General features: G+C 64.7%; 17 protein-coding genes. 5 read left to right on the top strand and 12 right to left on the bottom strand.

Annotated elements, in window-relative coordinates; translation table 11 throughout:
• Window positions 1–19 precede the first annotated feature (19 nt).
• A complete protein-coding gene (locus GGR17_RS08135; protein WP_052071507.1) occupies window positions 20–481 on the top strand; it encodes an ATP-binding protein in 462 nt (153 codons plus the stop codon).
• A gap of 193 nt (window positions 482–674) precedes the next feature.
• On the top strand, window positions 675–2279 hold the full coding sequence (locus tag GGR17_RS08130) for a gamma-glutamyltransferase family protein (protein ID WP_054540115.1): 1605 nt from the start codon (window positions 675–677) through the stop codon (window positions 2277–2279).
• A gap of 3 nt (window positions 2280–2282) precedes the next feature.
• Here the strand turns inward: GGR17_RS08130 and hspQ are convergent, their stop codons facing one another.
• Complete coding sequence (hspQ, locus tag GGR17_RS08125) at window positions 2283–2609, bottom strand: heat shock protein HspQ (protein ID WP_037209970.1); 327 nt, start codon at window positions 2607–2609, stop codon at window positions 2283–2285.
• Between the two features lie 84 nt (window positions 2610–2693).
• Here hspQ and GGR17_RS08120 point away from each other — a divergent pair, with 84 nt between their 5' ends.
• On the top strand, window positions 2694–3575 hold the full coding sequence (locus GGR17_RS08120) for an AEC family transporter (protein ID WP_054540116.1): 882 nt from the start codon (window positions 2694–2696) through the stop codon (window positions 3573–3575).
• Between the two features lie 73 nt (window positions 3576–3648).
• Entirely contained in the window at window positions 3649–4224 is a 576-nt protein-coding gene (locus GGR17_RS08115) for a transglycosylase SLT domain-containing protein (RefSeq protein ID WP_054540117.1), read from the top strand.
• On the opposite strand, the gene GGR17_RS08110 is transcribed toward GGR17_RS08115, so the two are convergent.
• From GGR17_RS08110 to GGR17_RS08095, 4 genes are all read right to left on the bottom strand, one after another.
• Entirely contained in the window at window positions 4221–4826 is a 606-nt protein-coding gene (locus tag GGR17_RS08110; RefSeq protein ID WP_054540118.1) for a LolA family protein, read from the bottom strand. The two genes, GGR17_RS08115 and GGR17_RS08110, sit on opposite strands and share 4 nt — an antisense overlap.
• A 68-nt stretch (window positions 4827–4894) precedes the next feature.
• Entirely contained in the window at window positions 4895–7744 is a 2850-nt protein-coding gene (locus tag GGR17_RS08105) for a DNA translocase FtsK (protein ID WP_054540119.1), read from the bottom strand.
• A 9-nt stretch (window positions 7745–7753) separates the two neighbouring features.
• Window positions 7754–8929, bottom strand: coding sequence for an aminotransferase class I/II-fold pyridoxal phosphate-dependent enzyme (locus tag GGR17_RS08100; protein WP_054540120.1), 1176 nt, complete (start codon window positions 8927–8929; stop codon window positions 7754–7756).
• 128 nt (window positions 8930–9057) lie between these two features.
• Window positions 9058–10389 (bottom strand): amidase, encoded by a 1332-nt coding sequence (locus GGR17_RS08095; protein ID WP_054540121.1) that lies wholly within the window; start codon window positions 10387–10389, stop codon window positions 9058–9060.
• A gap of 47 nt (window positions 10390–10436) precedes the next feature.
• Here GGR17_RS08095 and GGR17_RS08090 point away from each other — a divergent pair, with 47 nt between their 5' ends.
• Window positions 10437–11699 carry an FAD-dependent monooxygenase gene (locus tag GGR17_RS08090; RefSeq protein ID WP_173585972.1) on the top strand — a complete coding sequence of 421 codons (1263 nt, stop codon included), beginning with the start codon at window positions 10437–10439 and terminating at the stop codon, window positions 11697–11699.
• Between the two features lie 13 nt (window positions 11700–11712).
• On the opposite strand, the gene GGR17_RS08085 is transcribed toward GGR17_RS08090, so the two are convergent.
• The 7 genes from GGR17_RS08085 to GGR17_RS08055 form a co-directional block, all read right to left on the bottom strand.
• Window positions 11713–11895, bottom strand: coding sequence for a Trm112 family protein (locus GGR17_RS08085; RefSeq protein WP_037209547.1), 183 nt, complete (start codon window positions 11893–11895; stop codon window positions 11713–11715).
• Complete coding sequence (locus GGR17_RS08080) at window positions 11892–12536, bottom strand: LON peptidase substrate-binding domain-containing protein (RefSeq protein WP_054540122.1); 645 nt, start codon at window positions 12534–12536, stop codon at window positions 11892–11894. The genes GGR17_RS08085 and GGR17_RS08080 overlap by 4 nt, the downstream gene beginning before the upstream one ends.
• A gap of 27 nt (window positions 12537–12563) precedes the next feature.
• Window positions 12564–13481 carry a thioredoxin gene (gene trxA / locus GGR17_RS08075; RefSeq protein ID WP_054540123.1) on the bottom strand — a complete coding sequence of 306 codons (918 nt, stop codon included), beginning with the start codon at window positions 13479–13481 and terminating at the stop codon, window positions 12564–12566.
• Between the two features lie 70 nt (window positions 13482–13551).
• Window positions 13552–14340 carry an exodeoxyribonuclease III gene (locus tag GGR17_RS08070; protein WP_054540124.1) on the bottom strand — a complete coding sequence of 263 codons (789 nt, stop codon included), beginning with the start codon at window positions 14338–14340 and terminating at the stop codon, window positions 13552–13554.
• A gap of 122 nt (window positions 14341–14462) precedes the next feature.
• On the bottom strand, window positions 14463–15242 hold the full coding sequence (locus GGR17_RS08065) for a transporter substrate-binding domain-containing protein (RefSeq protein ID WP_054540125.1): 780 nt from the start codon (window positions 15240–15242) through the stop codon (window positions 14463–14465).
• Window positions 15243–15267: 25 nt separating this feature from the next.
• Complete coding sequence (locus GGR17_RS08060; RefSeq protein ID WP_081940232.1) at window positions 15268–16002, bottom strand: amino acid ABC transporter permease; 735 nt, start codon at window positions 16000–16002, stop codon at window positions 15268–15270.
• Window positions 15972–16649 (bottom strand): amino acid ABC transporter permease, encoded by a 678-nt coding sequence (locus tag GGR17_RS08055; protein ID WP_054540126.1) that lies wholly within the window; start codon window positions 16647–16649, stop codon window positions 15972–15974. Before GGR17_RS08055 ends, GGR17_RS08060 begins: the two co-directional genes overlap by 31 nt.
• Window positions 16650–16833 lie beyond the last annotated feature (184 nt).

Here is a 16833-nt window from a genome sequence, read left to right as displayed (position 1 = left end):
GAAAGAACAGACTGACACCATGAATACCGCCGATTTCAAACTCTCCTTCCCCGGCGAACCGATGGCCGTGCGTCTGGCCCTGGGCGAGGTGACCTCCTGGATAAGATCCGCCGGCATCGATGAAGAGTTTTGCGGCTCCGTCGAACTGGTTCTGGCGGAGGCGCTCAACAACATCGCCGAACACGCTTATGGCGAAGGCGCCCCCGGCCCCGTCGACCTGGAGCTTCAGCACCGGCCGCCCGAGCTGAAGCTGACCTTGATGGACACAGGGCGCGCGATGCCCGGCGGCCAGCTTCCCGAAGGCCGGGCGGTGAACCCCGATCCCACCCTCGACGATCTGCCCGAAGGCGGGTTCGGCTGGCACATCATCCGGACCCTGACCCGCGAGCTGACCTATTGCCGGGATGGTGGCCTGAACCGGCTCAGCTTCCTGATGGGCCTTGATTGCCACGGAGATGGCCCCGCCTCAAAACAGCCATAATGAATCCACATCGCAGCCCGAATGTCCGGTGATGGTGCAAGTGTAGCTGCATATGGCTTCCCTCGGCGCTGCGTCAACAGCCCCCACCCAGTGCGTGGCGTCGAGGTCTTATGCATCGACTTTTCCCACGAAATCCGTTTGGAATTCCCGCAGCGCAGCCCTAAGGTTCGCAACAACTCAAGGGACGGAAAGCATGCGTGATTTTCATCTTCCGGGCCGGTCGCCCGTGTTCGCACAGAACGGGATTTGCGCCACATCGCATCCGCTGGCGGCCAAGGTCGCGGTGCAGATCCTCGAAGCGGGCGGAAACGCCGTGGATGCCGCGATTGCCGGCGCCGTGCTGCTTGGCATCTGCGAACCACAGATGACCGGTATCGGGGGCGACTGTTTCGTGCTTCTGAAACCGGCCGGCGACGAAAAGATCATCGCGCTGAACGGATCCGGCCGCGCCCCTGCGGCCCTGTCAGCCGAAAAGCTGCGCGTCGCCGGGCAGGCAAAAACCCCAGGTGCGCCGATGTCCGGCATCTCCTCCGGCGGGCCCGAGGCCGTGACCATCCCCGGCGCCATCGACGCCTTCTGCCGACTGTCGAAAGACTGGGGCCGGATCGGGCTCAAGGCCGCGCTCGCCCCCGCGATCCACTATGCCGAGGCGGGCGTACCGGTTGCCCCGCGTACCGCGATGGACTGGCGCATAGCCGCATCCACCCTGCAGGGAGACGCGCGCGATCACTATCTGCTGGCGGGCAAGGCCCCGGTGGCGGGCCAGGTCTTTCGCCATCCGCAACAGGCCGAGGTTCTGCGCCGCGTCGCCCTGGAAGGCCGGGCCGGGTTCTATGAGGGCGAGGTTGCCGAAGACATGGTCGCCGCGTTGCGTGCCCTTGGCGGGGTTCACACGCTGGATGATTTCGCGGCGACGGCCTGCGACTATACCGATCCGGTCAGCGGCGCCTACAAGGATGTCGAAATGGTGGAGCATCCGCCAAACGGCCAGGGCGCGACCGCGATCCTGCTCAACAACATCCTGTCTCATTTCGACGTCGCCGGGATGGATCCCTTCGGCACCGCGCGCGCGCATATCGAGGCGGAGGCCGCCAAGCTGGCCTATGACGCCCGCGACCGGTTTCTGGCCGACCCCGACTATATGACGCGGCTGCCGCATATGCTCTCGCCCGAACTGGGCGCGGATCTCGCCGCGCTGATCGATCCGAAATCGGCGATGCCCGACCCGCGCGCCGCGTCGGACAGGGTGCACCGCGAAACCATCTACCTGACCGTGATCGACAAGGACAGGATGGCGGTATCGCTGATCTATTCGATCTTCCACAGCTTCGGCTCCGGCATCGCATCATCGAAATTCGGGGTGCTGTTCCAGAACCGCGGTTTCGGCTTTTCGCTGGAGCCGGGCCACCCGAACGAGGCGGGCGGTGGCAAGCGGCCGATGCACACGATCATCCCCGGCATGCTGAAAAAGAGCGGCAAGGTGATCATGCCCTTCGGCGTGATGGGCGGCGCCTATCAGCCCAACGGGCATTCCAGGCTGATCACCAATATCGTCGATTTCGGCCTTCACCCCCAGGCCGCCATCGATGCCCCGCGCAGTTTTTCCGACGCCGGCCAGATGATGGTGGAGCGCGGTTATCCTGACAAGGTGCGCGCCGAACTGGCCGAGATGGGCCATAAGGTCGGCACCCCCGAGGTGCCGATCGGCGGCGCGCAGGCTATTCTGATTGACGATGAAAACGGTGTGCTTCAGGGCGCGTCGGACCCGCGAAAGGATGGCTGCGCGCTGGGATACTAGCGGTCAGTTGAGCTGAAACTGAAGCGGGTAATGGCCATCCTCGAAATCGCCGAACAGGTCGGGAAGATCGGGGTGGTCCACCGGCTCTCCGGTTTCGTCGGGCAGCAGGTTCTGCTCCGAGACATAGGCCACGTAATAGCTTTGGTCATTCTCGGCCAGCAGGTGGTAAAACGGCTGATCCTTGGACGGCCGGCTGTCTTCGGGGATGGCGTCATACCAATCCTCGGTGTTCGAGAACATCGCGTCCACGTCGAAAACGACACCCCGAAAGGGGTGTTTCCGATGGCGGACCACCTGCCCAAGATGATATTTAGCCTGCGACTTCAGCATGCCGTTGCAACCCCCACCACTTTGTAGTTACCCCTCGTTTGGCGCAATGTCCATGCAGGCCCCCGCAGAATAAGGAAACAGTGTGTGAACATCGTCCTGACAGTGCTCGAGATTGTGGCCCCGGTTTTCCTGCTGGCGGCGATCGGATTTTTCTGGGTCCGCATGGGGTTTGAGTACCGGGTGGAGTTCGTGACCCGCCTGGCCATGACCCTTTCGGTGCCTTGCCTGATCTTCACTTCGCTGATGAGAACCGAGATCGAGCCGCAGGCGCTGACCACGCTTTCACTTGCCGCGCTCGCCGCCTATGGCGCGGTCACCGTGCTGTGTCTGGCGCTCGTTTCCCTCGGGGGGCTGGATCGGCGCACCTATCTCGCGCCCCTGATCTTCGGCAATACCGGCAATATGGGCCTGCCGCTGGCTTTGTTCGCCTTTGGCGAAACCGGGCTTGGCTATGCCGTGGTCGTGTTCGCGGTGATGGCGATTTTCTCTTTTACCGCAGGGATTTGGATGGTGTCCGGCGATGGCTCGCCGCTGAAGGTGATCAAGGAGCCGCTGGTGGGCGCAACCGTTCTGGGCGGGGTGTTCCTGTGGCAGGGCTGGCACACGCCGCGTTTTCTGACCAACACGCTCGAACTCGCCGGGCAGATGGCGATCCCGATCATGCTGATCACGCTTGGCGTGGCCGTCGCGCGGCTTCGGCCCAGCCATGTGCCCCTGTCGCTGTGGCTGTCGCTGGCCAAGGTCGTGCTGTGCATCGCGGCGGCCTGGATCGTCGGCCGGCTGTTCGGTCTGGCGCCGGAACCCTTCGCGGTTCTGGTGCTTCAGATCTCGACGCCTGTCGCCGTCACGTCCTATCTGCTGGCCGAGAAATACGGGGCCGACGCGGATGCGGTGGCCGGGCTTGTCGTCGTTTCGACGCTGCTGTCGGTTGCGACAATACCTCTCACCCTCGCATTTTTGATCTGACCCGGCATGTTGCCCGTTCCAAACGGGCGGCATTTTACGTATTCTGCCAAAAAACAAAGAATGCGAGAGGCAGATGAGCAGACTTCTTCGCGTAGCCGTACTGGCCCTTCTGGCCGGTTGCGGCGGAGGGTATGACAGCCCTCCGCGCAATCTTGATGACGCTTGCAGCATTGTCAGCCAGCGCCCGAAATACCTGCGCGCCATGAACAGGACAGAACGCCGCTGGGGCGTGCCGGTACATGTGCAGATGGCCACGATCTATCAGGAAAGCAAATTCGACGGTGATGCCCGCACCCCAGTGAGCTATGCGCTCGGCATCATCCCGATGGGCCGCCAAAGCTCTGCCTATGGCTATGCCCAGGCGCTCGACGGCACATGGGATGAATACCGGCACGCGACGGGCAACCGCCGCGCCAGGCGCGACCGGATCGATGACGCCACCGATTTCATGGGCTGGTACATGAACAAGACGCGCACGCGCAACGGGATCTCCCTGTCGGACGCGCGCAATCAGTATCTGGCTTATCACGAGGGCCACACCGGCTATGCCCGTGGCAGCTATCGCAGCAAAAGCTGGCTGATCCGGGTGGCGGATGAGGTCGCGTCGCGGGCGACGACCTATCGTGTGCAACTGGCGCGCTGCCGCTAGTCTCCGGCCCTGTTCCGTGCCTCGAGGACGATGTTGAACAGGCTCGGCGCGAGCTTCATCCCTGTCTCGAACGCGCCCAGCTCCACCGTGGTGATGCCGCCGGCCTCGTCGGTGATCACCCATTTCCGCAGGCGCACGGGGTTGTCGGCAAACACCAGCCTGATGGTGCCGTATTCCGGATGCTCCGGGTCCTGCGCGACAACGGCCGTCATATCGCCTTCGGCCATGTGTCCCACCACCATGCGGGCATCGTCCAGATTGATGTTGCGCGCCAGGATCAGGTTCAGTGGTGTTCGTGCCAGCGGGTATTGCTCGGGCGGCTGGTTCGACTTGGGATCGAAAACCGCGACCTGCCCGCCGCCGGCCATCACCAGCGCATCATTCGGCGCGGCATATTCAAACCGGGCGCGCCCCGGCCGCTGGATATAAAGCCGGCCGCCGGACACCGAGCCATCCGTGTTGATCTGTCTGAAATCGCCCTGCGCCGTGGTCAGCCCGTTCAGATAGGCCGAAAGCCGCGACAGCGGAATTTCCGCGGCCACGGCCGGAAGGGCGATAAAGGAGGCGGCAAGCGCCATCAGTGTCATGCGCAGTTTTTTCATAGGGCTGATCTAGGCACTTTCCCGCGGCGTTTCACCTGCCGCGCCCTCACGAAATGGCGAGCGGCGGATTACTGCTGTTCCGGCACTAGGATCTCGCGCTTGCCCACATGGTTGGCGGGGGATACGACGCCCTCTTCCTCCATCTGCTCTACAAGGCGGGCGGCCTTGTTATAGCCGATGGCCAGCTTGCGCTGGATGTAGGAGGTCGAGCATTTGCGGTCCTTCAGCACGATCGCGACAGCGGTATCGTAAAGCGCATCTTCCAGATCGTTGCCGCCACCAAGGCCCAGCACCATGTCGATATCGCTTTCCTTGCCCTCATCCGGGCCATCGACAACGCCACTCATGTATTCCGGCGGGCCGTAGGATTTCAGATAGGTGACGATTTCTTCGACCTCTTCATCCGAAACAAAGGGCCCGTGAACGCGCGTGATCTTTGACCCGCCCGCCATGTAGAGCATGTCGCCCATACCCAGAAGCTGCTCCGCCCCCTGCTCGCCCAGAATGGTGCGGCTGTCGATCTTCGACGTCACCTGGAACGAGATCCGTGTGGGGAAGTTGGCCTTGATCGTGCCGGTGATCACATCGACCGAGGGCCGTTGCGTGGCCATGATCAGATGAATGCCCGAGGCCCGCGCCATCTGCGCCAGCCGCTGAATGCAGGCCTCGATCTCTTTGCCCGCAACCATCATCAGATCTGCCATCTCATCGACGATCACCACGATATAGGGGATCGCCTCGGGCGCGAATTCCTCGGTCTCGAAGATCGGATCGCCGGTTTCGTCGTCAAACCCGGTCTGGACGGTGCGGTTGAACATCTCGCCCTTGGCCAGCGCGTCGCGCACCCGGCCGTTATACCCGTCGATATTGCGCACGCCCATCTTCGACATCTTGCGATAGCGCTCTTCCATCTCGCCCACGACCCACTTGAGAGCCACGACCGCCTTTTTCGGGTCGGTCACAACGGGCGACAGAAGATGCGGGATACCGTCATAGACGGACAATTCCAGCATCTTGGGATCAATCATGATCAGCCGGCATTCCTCGGGGCTGAGCTTGTAAAGCAGGCTCAGGATCATGGTGTTGATCGCCACCGATTTACCCGAGCCGGTGGTCCCGGCGATCAGAAGGTGGGGCATCTTCGCCAGGTTGGCCACAACCGGGTCGCCGCCGATATCCTTGCCCAGGGCCAGCGGCAGGCGCATGTTGCTGTCGCCGAAATCGCGGGCCGAAAGGATTTCGCGCAGCACCACCTTTTCGCGATTCACATTCGGCAGTTCGATGCCGATCACCGACCGCCCCGGCACGGTGGACACCCGCGCCGACAGCGCCGACATGCTGCGCGCGATGTCATCGGCAAGGCCGATCACGCGGCTGGCCTTCAGGCCCGGCGCCGGCTCCAGCTCGTACATCGTGACAACGGGGCCGGGGCGCACGCTGACGATTTCGCCCTTCACGCCATAATCATCCAGCACGTTTTCAAGCATCCGCGCGTTCTCTTCCAGCGCCTCGTCGCTCAGGTGATGACGCTCGACACTGACCGGGTTGGTCAGAAGCGACAGCGGCGGATGCTCATATTCAGTGCCCGCCTGATCATCGAAACGCAGCGCGGGCTGCGCCTCGGCCCGGGCCTGACGCGACGGCTGGGCAGGCTTTTTCGGCGGATGCTGCACAACCTTGCGCGGCTGCGCCACCGGCAGATCATAGGCGGCGGCATCATATGCCGGTTCGTCATCGAAAATCTCGGGCTCCAGCTCCGGCTCCGGCGCCACCGTCAGGGCCTGCGGCGGCGGCGGCATGCGCGACGGCGTGTCGATGATCAGCGGCTGCGGCCCGCGGCGGCGCGCGATGGCGGCGGCGGCCGGGTTCGATGCGCCCTGCAGCACCGGCTCGATGCGCGGCGCCTGCACCGGCGGCTCGGCCCGCGCGGCGTGAAGAGGCGGCGCCTGACGCACACGGCTGCGGATCACATCGGCGATGCGCGCCTTGATACGCTCTTCCGACATCGGCTCGGCCCCCTCCGCGCCTTCGGGCAAGATCGGCTCCACGAGTTCCGGCTCGGGATCCGGCGCGCGTTTGAGCAGGCTGGGCACCCGCGCCAGCAGGCCGGTCTTTTCGCGCGGCCCGGCGATCGGCGCCGGGGCTTGGGGCATCGGCGCGCGGTGAACCACCGGCTCTGCCGCATGGGCCATGCGCAGCGCGGCCTGTTCCTGCTTGCGGGCATGATGGCGGGCCTGCAACGCCCGTGCGCCATGCACCGCACCGCTGGCTCCGCGTCCCAGCAGCGTCATCAGGCTGGCGTAGGCCATGATCGCCCCGACCAGCATGAACCGGCCCAGCGCCGCAAGCTCTGCCCGGTCAAAGCCCAGCACGAACAGCGCCATGCCGATCATGGCCAGGAACACCACCGCCGCCATCAGCTTCAGGCCCAGCGTGGCCGAAACCGGAACAATGTTCACCAATGCGCCCAGAATGGTTTCGCCAAACAGCCCACCCATACCGAAATCATGGGTCCAGCCCGGTGTCGGAACCAGGGACGCGGCATAGACCGACGCCAGCGCGATGGCGATCGGCGCGAAGATCACCCGGCCCATCGCGCGTTCCTCACCCCGGTGCAGCACGAAGCGGACGCCCCAGACGCCGAACACCAGTGCCAGACCCCAGCCACCCAGCCCCACGATCACATGCAGCGGCGAGGCGATCGAGGCCCCGAACCGGCCCAGCAGGTTGGCGGCAGGCGCATCGGTGGCCGAGAGCCAGCTTGGATCTTCCGGCACGTAAGAGGCGATCAGCATCGCCGTCATCACCGCCAGCACGATCAGCGCAATGCCCAGCAGTTCCTTGCCCCGCCGTTCGATCGCAGCCTGCATGTTGGCATCAAAAAGCGGATCGCGCTGTTTCATCTGATACGAAGCCATCCCTCGTCCTTACCTGTAGAGACAGTCACGAAGCTTGCTAAGCCCGTGCTGCATTTCTGTGATTGGGGCCACCATCGCGACCCGGATAAAATCCTTGCCCGGATTATGCCCGCCCACGTCGCGGGCGAGATAGGCGCCGGGCAGAACCCTGACGCCGGTTTCCTGCCACAGCGTCAGCGCCGCGGCCTCGCCATCCTCCACCGGCAGCCACAGGAAAAACCCGGCCTGCGGCGGAACATAGCCCGGCACATCGGCGAAAATCGCATCGGCGGCAGTGAATTTGCGGCGATAGAGCGCACGGTTTTCATCGACATGCGCCTCGTCGGCCCAGATCTGTTCCGCCACCCGTTGCAGCGGCAGCGGCAGCGGCGCCCCGGCATAGGCGCGCAGTTGCCTGATCCGCGCGACGCTCTGCGCCCCGCCCGCCACAAAGCCAGAGCGCAACCCCGGCAGGTTGGAGCGTTTGGACAAGGAATTGAACGCCACCACACGCTCGGGATCGGCTTGCCTGGCCGCCTGCAACGCGCCCACGGGTGCCGCATCGCGGTAGATCTCGGAATAGCATTCGTCGGCGAAGATCTGGAAATCATGCTTTTCGGCCAGCGCGATCAGGTCTTGCCAATACTCCGCCGTCGCCACGGCCCCCTGCGGGTTGGAGGGCGAGCACAGATAGGCAATCGCCACCCGGTTCAGCACATCCGCGCCCAGTGCGCCGTAATCGGGCAGAAACCCCGTTTCCGGCCCGGCGGGCACATAGACAGGCTCGGCCCCAACGGCCAGCGCGGCCACGGCATAGACCTGATAGAACGGGTTGGGCATCAGAACGACCGGTCGCTTGCCGCGCACCGTTTCGGGGCAAAGGGCGAGCGCGGCGTTGAACAACCCCTCTCGCGTGCCGTTCAGCGCCATCACCTGCGTGCCGGGATCGACCGAAACGCCGTAGCGGCGCCCGATCCAGCCTGCGATCGCGGCGCACAGCTCCGGCGTGCCATCGTTGGGCGGGTATTTCCCGAAGCCGGCGACATTTTCGGCGATGATCTGGCCCACCCAGGGCGGAAACGCGTGTTTTGGCTCGCCAATGGTCATATGCAGCACGTCGCCCCCCGGCGCATGCACGTCGAGAAGGCCGCGCAAGCGCGGAAACGCGTAATCTGGCAGGTTCGAAAACCGCTCCGGAAAGGTCATAGGACCACTGTACTGCCTCAAGGGATCGGGGTCATATCGCCCCGTTTGCACAAAGAATACCCACAGATTTGCGCCCGGTCCAGAAAAAGCCCGGATATTTCGGACCCTGCCGCGCAAAGATGTGTCTTTTACGCCAGCGCCGCCTCGGCCGCGGCCCCCAGCCGCAACAACCGCTCTTCGCTGTGCGGCGGGGTCAGGAACATGATGCCGGTGGACGGCAGGCCGGTCGGCAGGCTCAGCGCCGCGCCGCCCATCAGGTTGCCGATGCGGGTGTTGCGCAGGGTCAGCAGGTTTTCGGTAACGTAATACTCTGTATCCGCCATCAGCCGCTTGGCATCCGGCGGCAGGTTTGCCGCGGTCGGGATGATTACAGCGTCGAACCCGGCGGTCTTTTCCGCCCAGACCCGGCGCAGGCGGCGCAGTTTCTGCCAGGCGGACACGAACGCCACCCCGCCATAATCGCGGCCCGCGCGGAACCGTTCGAGTATCGCCGGGAACATCTTTTCCGGCGCGGCTTCGATCACATCTTTCCAGGTGGCATAGGCCTCTGTCGTGAACAGCACGCCGGCAAGCTCCATCGCCTGTTCCACCTCGGGGATTTCGCGGTGGGCAACGGTTGCCCCGGCGGCCTGCAACCTCTCCACCGCGCTTCGGAAGCCGGCGCGCGGGGCGCCGCGCAGCCCGTCCATCGCGATGGTGTCGAGCACCATCAGGCGCACCCCGGTCAGGCTGGCGCCGCGCAGATCGGCGGCGCGCCCACCTTCGAGCATCGCAAGCATCAGCGCCGCATCCTCGACCGTGCGGCACAGCGGCCCCACGGTATCAAAGCTTTCGGCCAGCGGCACCACGCCCTTCAGCGACAGCCGCCCCGCCGTGGTCTTCAGCCCCACGAGATCATTCCACGCCGCCGGGATACGCACCGATCCGCCCGTGTCCGAACCGATGCCGCAGGCCGCCAGCCCAAAGGCGACCGACGCGGCCGCGCCCGAAGACGAACCGCCCGGAACCGCATCAGCATCGTTCAGGCAGGGTGGTGTTTGCGTCACCGGATTCAGCCCCAGGCCGGAAAACGCCAGTTCCGACATATGCGTCTTGCCCAGGCAGACCGCCCCGGCGGCGGTGGCATTGCGCAGAACTTCGGCATCCGCTTCGGGCACCCGGCCCTGCAACAGGGCCGATCCCGCCTCCGTCGCGATGCCGGCAGTGTCAAACAGGTCTTTCCACGAGATCGGCACGCCGTCCAGCGGGCCCCGCCGGTGACCGGATCCCGCCCGTTTGCGCGCGGCTTCCGCCTCGGCCAGGGCACGTTCAGCGGTGACCCGGGCATAGATGCGCGGGGTCATCGGATGCGCCGCGATCGCATCCAGATAGGCGCCGGTCAGTTCCAGCGGGTCGATCTGCCCCGCCGCGATTCCGCGCCCCAGCGCACCCGCGCTCATGGTCAGCCATTGCCTGCGCATTTCGCTCTCCCCGCTTTGCCGGAATGACGGTAGCGGCCTCGCGGCGCATGGACAATCCCGCGCGGCCGCGCATAGTGCGGGGCATGACATATGATTCCGACGTGCTGATCGTGGGGGGCGGGCTGAACGGCTCTGCCCTGGCGCTGGCCCTGGCCCAGGGCGGGCTGAGCGTGACGGTGGTTGATGCCATTCCTGCCGACACCCGCGGCACCTCGGGGTTCGACGGGCGCAGCTACGCGCTGGCGCTTGCCTCGCAGCGGCTGTTATCGGCGATCGGCCTGTGGGCGGGCCTTGCCGCGGATGCGCAGCCCATCCTTGAGATCAAGGTCTCTGACGGTCATGCCGGAGAAGGCCCCGCGCCTTTCGTGCTGGAGTTCGACCATGCCGAGATCGAGGAAGGCCCGATGGGCTTCATGATCGAGGATCGCTTTCTGCGCCGCGCCCTTCTGAGCGCGATGGCCGCCGAACCGCGCATCACCCACCTTGCCGGTACAACCGTCGTGGCGCAGGATGTGCAGTCCGCCGGCGTGACCGTGACGCTTGCTTCTGGCGGCACCCGCACCGCCCGGCTTCTGGTCGGGTGCGACGGGCGGCGCAGCGGCACGGCGGATCGCGCGGGGATCGCGCGCACCGGCTGGGACTACGGGCAAACCGCGCTGGTCTGCGCCATCGGCCACGAAAAGCCGCACCATGGCATCGCGCATCAGTTTTTCATGCCGCCGGGGCCGTTGGCCATCCTGCCACTGCCGGGCAACCGCTGTTCGATTGTCTGGAGCGAGACCCATGAACAGGCCGCCGCCATTCAGGCGCTGGACGACGTCGGCTATCTTGCCGCGCTACGCCCGCGCTTCGGCGATTTTCTGGGCGAGATTCACCTTGCCGGCACCCGCTTCACCTATCCGCTGAGCCTGACCCTCGCCAATGCGCTGATCGGCGATCGTCTGGCGCTGGTCGGTGATGCCGCGCATGGGGTGCATCCGATTGCCGGACAGGGGCTGAACCTTGGCCTGCGCGATGTCGCCGCCCTGGCCGAGGTGCTGGTAGACGCCTGCCGCCGCGGCGAAGAGATCGGCGCGCGCGATGTGCTGGAGCGGTATCAGCGCTGGCGCCGCTGGGACACGGCAACCCTTGCGCTTGCGACGGACGGGTTCAACCGGCTGTTTTCGAACGACAACCCCCTGCTGCGTGCGGTGCGCGACATCGGGCTGGGCGCCGTGAACGCCATGCCCGGCCTGCGCCGCCGCTTCATCCGCGAAGCCGCTGGGCTGAACGGGGAACTGCCGCGCCTGATGAAGGGCCGCCCGATCTGACGCCGCGCGCAGGCTATGCGATCTCGCGCGCCTCATCGACCAGCATGATCGGGATTCCGTTGCGGATCGGAAAGGCCAGATGCGCCGCTTTCGACACCAGCTCCTGCTTTTCCGCGTCATAGCTCAGCACACCCTGCGACACCGGGCACACCAGCGCCTCCAGCATGCGGCGGTCGGCCTTGGGTTCGTCGGTCATTGCATCATCTCTTCGTTATTGCCGCCACGCAGGGCGAATTCCAGCAAGGTCGAAAGGGTTTCGCGCCGATTGGTCAGCGTCGGCGCCTCCAGCAGGGCCTGCTTGTCTTCCGGCGCGAAGGGGCACAGCATCGACAGAGAGTTGATCAGCAATTCATCATCCGCCGCCTTCAGGCTTTCCCAATCGGTCGAGAGGCTGCGGTCATGGAAATAGCGCCTCAGCAGATCCATGAAACAGGCCCGGTCGAACCCATTGTCCTGTTCCGCATGGCCCAGATCCCTGTCGAACCCGGCCCAGCTGACATCGGCGCGCAGATAGGGGCAGAAGCCCGAAACCTCCTGCCGGATGCGATAGCGCGAGATGCCGGACAGGGTGATCATGTAGCGCCCGTCCTCCGTTTCAGAAAACGCGGTGACGCGCCCGGCGCAGCCGATCGCATGCAGCTTTTTCGCGTCGCCGCCCGGCACTTGCCGGGGCTGCACCATGCCGATCAGCCGGTGCGGCGTCTTCAGCGTGTCATCGAGCATCGCAAGGTAGCGCGGCTCGAAGATATTCAGCGGCAGCCGCGCCCGGGGCAGCAGCAGCGCGCCCGGCAAGGGGAAGACGGGAATCGCCTTCGGCAGATCAGCGGATGAGAACATACCGATCAAGGTAGCTCTTCCCGACGGTCAGGCAAATATAATGGATGACAGCTTGCGCCGGCCCGCCAGCGCGATCGGATCCTGCGGTTTCAGCGCATCGAAGATCGTGAAAAGCTGCGCCTTGGCGGCGCCGTCGTTCCATTCACGGTCGCGGCGGAACAGATCCAGCAATTCATCCACGGCCGCCTCGACCTCGCCCGCCGCATGCAGCGCCTGCGCCAGATCGAACCGCGCCTGAAGGTTGTCGGGATCGGCATCCACCGCCGCGCGCAGTTCGGCCACCGGCCCGGCCTTGGCGGCCTGACGGGCCAGCGCCACCTGCGCGCCCGCCGCCTCTACTTCCGGGGTGGCTGCCACAGCCTTGGGCGCGGCATTCAGCAGCGCCTCGGCCTGATCGACCTCCCCCAGTGCCAGATGCGCGCGGATCATCCCGCCATAGGCGGCGGCATTCTCGGGCTCTTCGCCCAGGATCGCGGCAAAGGTCTGCGCCGCATCGACCACGGCCCCTTCGGCCAGCATCTGCTCTGCGGCCTCGACCGCTTCGGCCAGGCCGCCATCACCCGCGCCGCCGCCTGCCGCGACCACCCGTTCGATGAAGGCCGCGATCTCGGCCGGGGGCACCGCGCCCTGAAAACCGTCGATCGGCTGACCGTCGAAAAAGGCATAAACCGTCGGGATCGACTGGATGCGCAGCTGCGCCGCGATCTGCTGGTTCTCGTCGACGTTGACCTTGACCATGCGCACCTTGCCGCCCGCCTCGGTCACCGCTTTTTCCAGCGCCGGGCCAAGCGATTTGCAGGGGCCGCACCACGGCGCCCAGAAATCGACGATGACCGGCACTTGCTTACTGGTCTCGACGACATCCTGCATGAAGGTCGCTTCCGAGCTGTCCTTGATCAGGTCATCGGCCGGGGCCGCATTCGGGGTTCCACCAAGTTCAAGCATATCCGTCCTCGGGTTTCAGGCGCGTTTGCCCTTATATGTGCGCCTTGGGCGAAAAACCCAAGACCCAATGTCACAGATCGAAGCTCGCAAAGACCGGCGCATGGTCGCTCGGCTTTTCCCAGCCCCGTGCCGCGCGCAGAATGCGCGAGCCATGCGCGGCGTTCGAGATATCCGGCGTGGCCCAGATGTGATCGAGCCTGCGGCCCTTGTCCGCGGCGTCCCAATCCCTCGCGCGATAGGACCACCAGCTGTAAAGCAGCCCCTGGGGAATATCGGCCCGCGTGACATCCACCCATCTGCCCGCCTCCTGCGCCTGGCCCAGATGCTCCACCTCGATCGGGGTATGGCTGACGATCTTCAGCAACTGCTTGTGGTTCCAGACGTCATCCTCGCGCGGGGCGATGTTCAGATCGCCCACCAGAATCGATTTCTCGGGCGCGTCGCCATGAAACCAGTCGCGCATTTCAGTCAGGTAATCCAGCTTCTGGCCAAATTTCTCATTCACCATGCGATCCGGCACATCGCCGCCGGCGGGCACGTAGAAATTGTGGATGGTCACGCCGTTTTCCAGCCTCGCAGCCACATGCCGCGCGTGGCCCAGCCCGGCGAAATCCATCTCTCCGACATCGGCGATGGGCAGCTTCGACAGGATCGCCACCCCGTTATAGCCCTTCTGCCCCCGCGCCACCACATGGCCGTAGCCCAGTGCCCGGAACCCCTCCAGCGGGATCTTGTCGACCGGGCTCTTGCATTCCTGCAGGCACAGCACATCCGGCGCTTCCTCGGCCAGCAGCTTCAGCACGATTGGCTCGCGCAGCCGGACGGAGTTGATGTTCCAGGTGGCGACGGTGAAGGGCATGGGCAGGCTCCGGTTGCAGGGTCGCGCAAACCTAGGGCCTTGGCCGGCCCGGCTCAAGCCACGCATTCGCGACAACAAAAAGGCCCGGCGAAACCGGGCCTCTTGCAAAACTCGCGCCGGGTTCAGAACGTGGGCAGCGGCGGCAGCGCCTGACCCAGCCATTTTTCCGAGATCGCGTTCAGCTCTCCGCCCAGCTTCTTGTGCAGGATGAAGACGTTGACCCACTGAAGCAGGTCGTAATTGCCCTTCTTCACACCGATGAAGGCCGGGCTGTCCTTGATGATGAACTTGCGCTCCAGCGACATATCGGGGTTCTTTTCGGAAATCTCGGCCGCGGCGGTATTGCCCGAAACCAGCACATCCACCTGCCCCGAGATGAAGGCAGACAGGGTGGCCGCGTTATCGCCGAACCGAATGATCTCCACGTCCGTGCCTTCGGTCAGCTTGGTCAGTTCCAGATCCTCCAGCGTGCCACCGGTCAGGCCGACCTTGAAGCCGGCCAGATCGGCAGGCCCCGCAATCGCCTTGTCGGCCGAAGCGAAGGCGCCGGAATAGAACGGCGCATAGGCGGCTGAAAACCAGATCGACTTGGCCCGCTCGGGGTTGGCGCCCATCACCGAAACCACAAGATCAACCCTGTCGGTTTCCAGAAACGGGATACGCTGCTTCGACACGACCGGCACCAGCTCCAGCTCGACGCCCAGGTTTTCCGCGATCAGCTTGGCCACGTCCACGTCATAGCCCTCATGCTCGCCCTCGGCGCCCAGCGCGCCGAAGGGCGGGAAGCTTTCGGGTACGGCGATCTTGACCTTGCCGGCGGACAGGATGTCCGACAGATCGGCAAGCGCCGGGCTGGCAGCCGCGACAAGCGCGGCGGCGATCAGTGTCTTGAACAGTTTCATGATGGTCTCCCTCTTGGTTATCAACTCAGGCAGCGGTGGGTTTGGGCACGTTCCCGAACGTGCCGAGGCGCCGCTCCAGCCAACGGGCGTAAAGCGACAATGGAAAACACAGGCTGAAATAGATCAGCGCCATCAGCGGGAAGATGATGAACGGCTCGGTGCCGTCGACCGGCGCATTGGCCCAGCGCTTGCCGATGCTCATCAGATCGTGAAACCCGATGATATAGGCCAGCGACGTGCCCTTGATGATCTGCACCATGAACCCGACCGTGGGCGCCAGCGCGACCCGCAGCGCCTGCGGCAGAATGATCAGCCGCAGCGTCGGCACAAACCGCAGGCCCAGCGCATGGCCCCCCTCCCACTGACCGCGCGGCAGGCTTTCCAGCGCGCCGCGCCACACATCCGACAGATAGGCGCTGGAATAGAGCGTCAGCGCCGCCGAAGCGGCGAACCACGGGCTGATATCCAGGTTCAGCAAACGCGGCACGCCCAGCCCGAACAGGAATAACAGCATCAAAAGCGGCGCCGACTGGAACAGCCAGATATAGCCGATCGCGATCCGCTTGGCCGCCTTCGACGGCGACACCCGCAACAGCGTGATCAGCGCCCCGACGAACCCGCCCCCCAGAAACGCGATCAGCGACAGATAGATCGTGTATTGAGTCGCCTCGATCAGCTGAAACAGCACGATGCCTTCGGGCTTGCCGAACAGGGTGACGAACAGATCCTTCAACGCGCGACCTGCCAGGCGAACAGCCATCTTTGCACCAGCGCCAGCACGGTTTTGAAAACGAGCGACAGCAGGATGTAGATCACCGTCAGGGTGAAGAACACCTCGAACGAGCGAAAGGTGCGGCTGTCGATATACATGCCCGCCTCTGTCAGGTCGCGCACCCCGATTTCCGACATCACGCCGGTGGTCAGGAACAGAAAGATGAACTGGCTGTTCAATGAGGGGTACATGCGAGCGATCGCCTGCGGCAGCACGATCTTTCGGAACGCGGTCAGCGGCCGCACCCCCAGCGCCCGCGCGGCCTCCAGCTGTCCCTCACCGACGGTGGTGAACCCCGCCCGCAAGATCTCGGAGAAATAGGCCGAGAAATTCAGCGTCAGCGCCAGGATCGCATGGCCCCAGAACGGCCACTGATACCCCAGCAACAGCGGCAGCCCGAATGCCACAAAGAAAAGCTGCACGATCAGCGGCGTGTTGCGGATAAACTCGACATAGGCCGCCGCCACGTGGCGCAACACCGGCATCCGGCGATAGCGCGCGCCAGCCAGAAGCAGCGCGGCGAGAAACCCCAGAAGCCCAGACAGCGCCGTCAGCCCGGCGCTCGTCATCGCGCCCCGGAACAGAAGTTCCAGATACTCGGGGTTCCGGTAGATCTCGAAAAAGCGCAATTCCATCCGCGCAGCTAAGCGGCTTGGCCCCGGCGCCTAAACCCCGCGACGCCCCGCACCCGCGCTCAGCACAGCGCTGCACAATGCAGATGCGTCGAATTGACGCGACGCACAAAAAAAGGGCCCGGACGCGAAAGCCCGGGCCAGTCCAACAGGGAGGTTGCCACGTCATTACCCCGACCTGGCCAAG

The sequence above is a fragment of the Actibacterium naphthalenivorans genome, assembly GCF_014196965.1.
Lineage (GTDB): Bacteria > Pseudomonadota > Alphaproteobacteria > Rhodobacterales > Rhodobacteraceae > Actibacterium_A > Actibacterium_A naphthalenivorans.
Note: the sequence above shows the minus strand (reverse complement) of the source record. Positions and strands in the feature narration are given on the sequence as shown.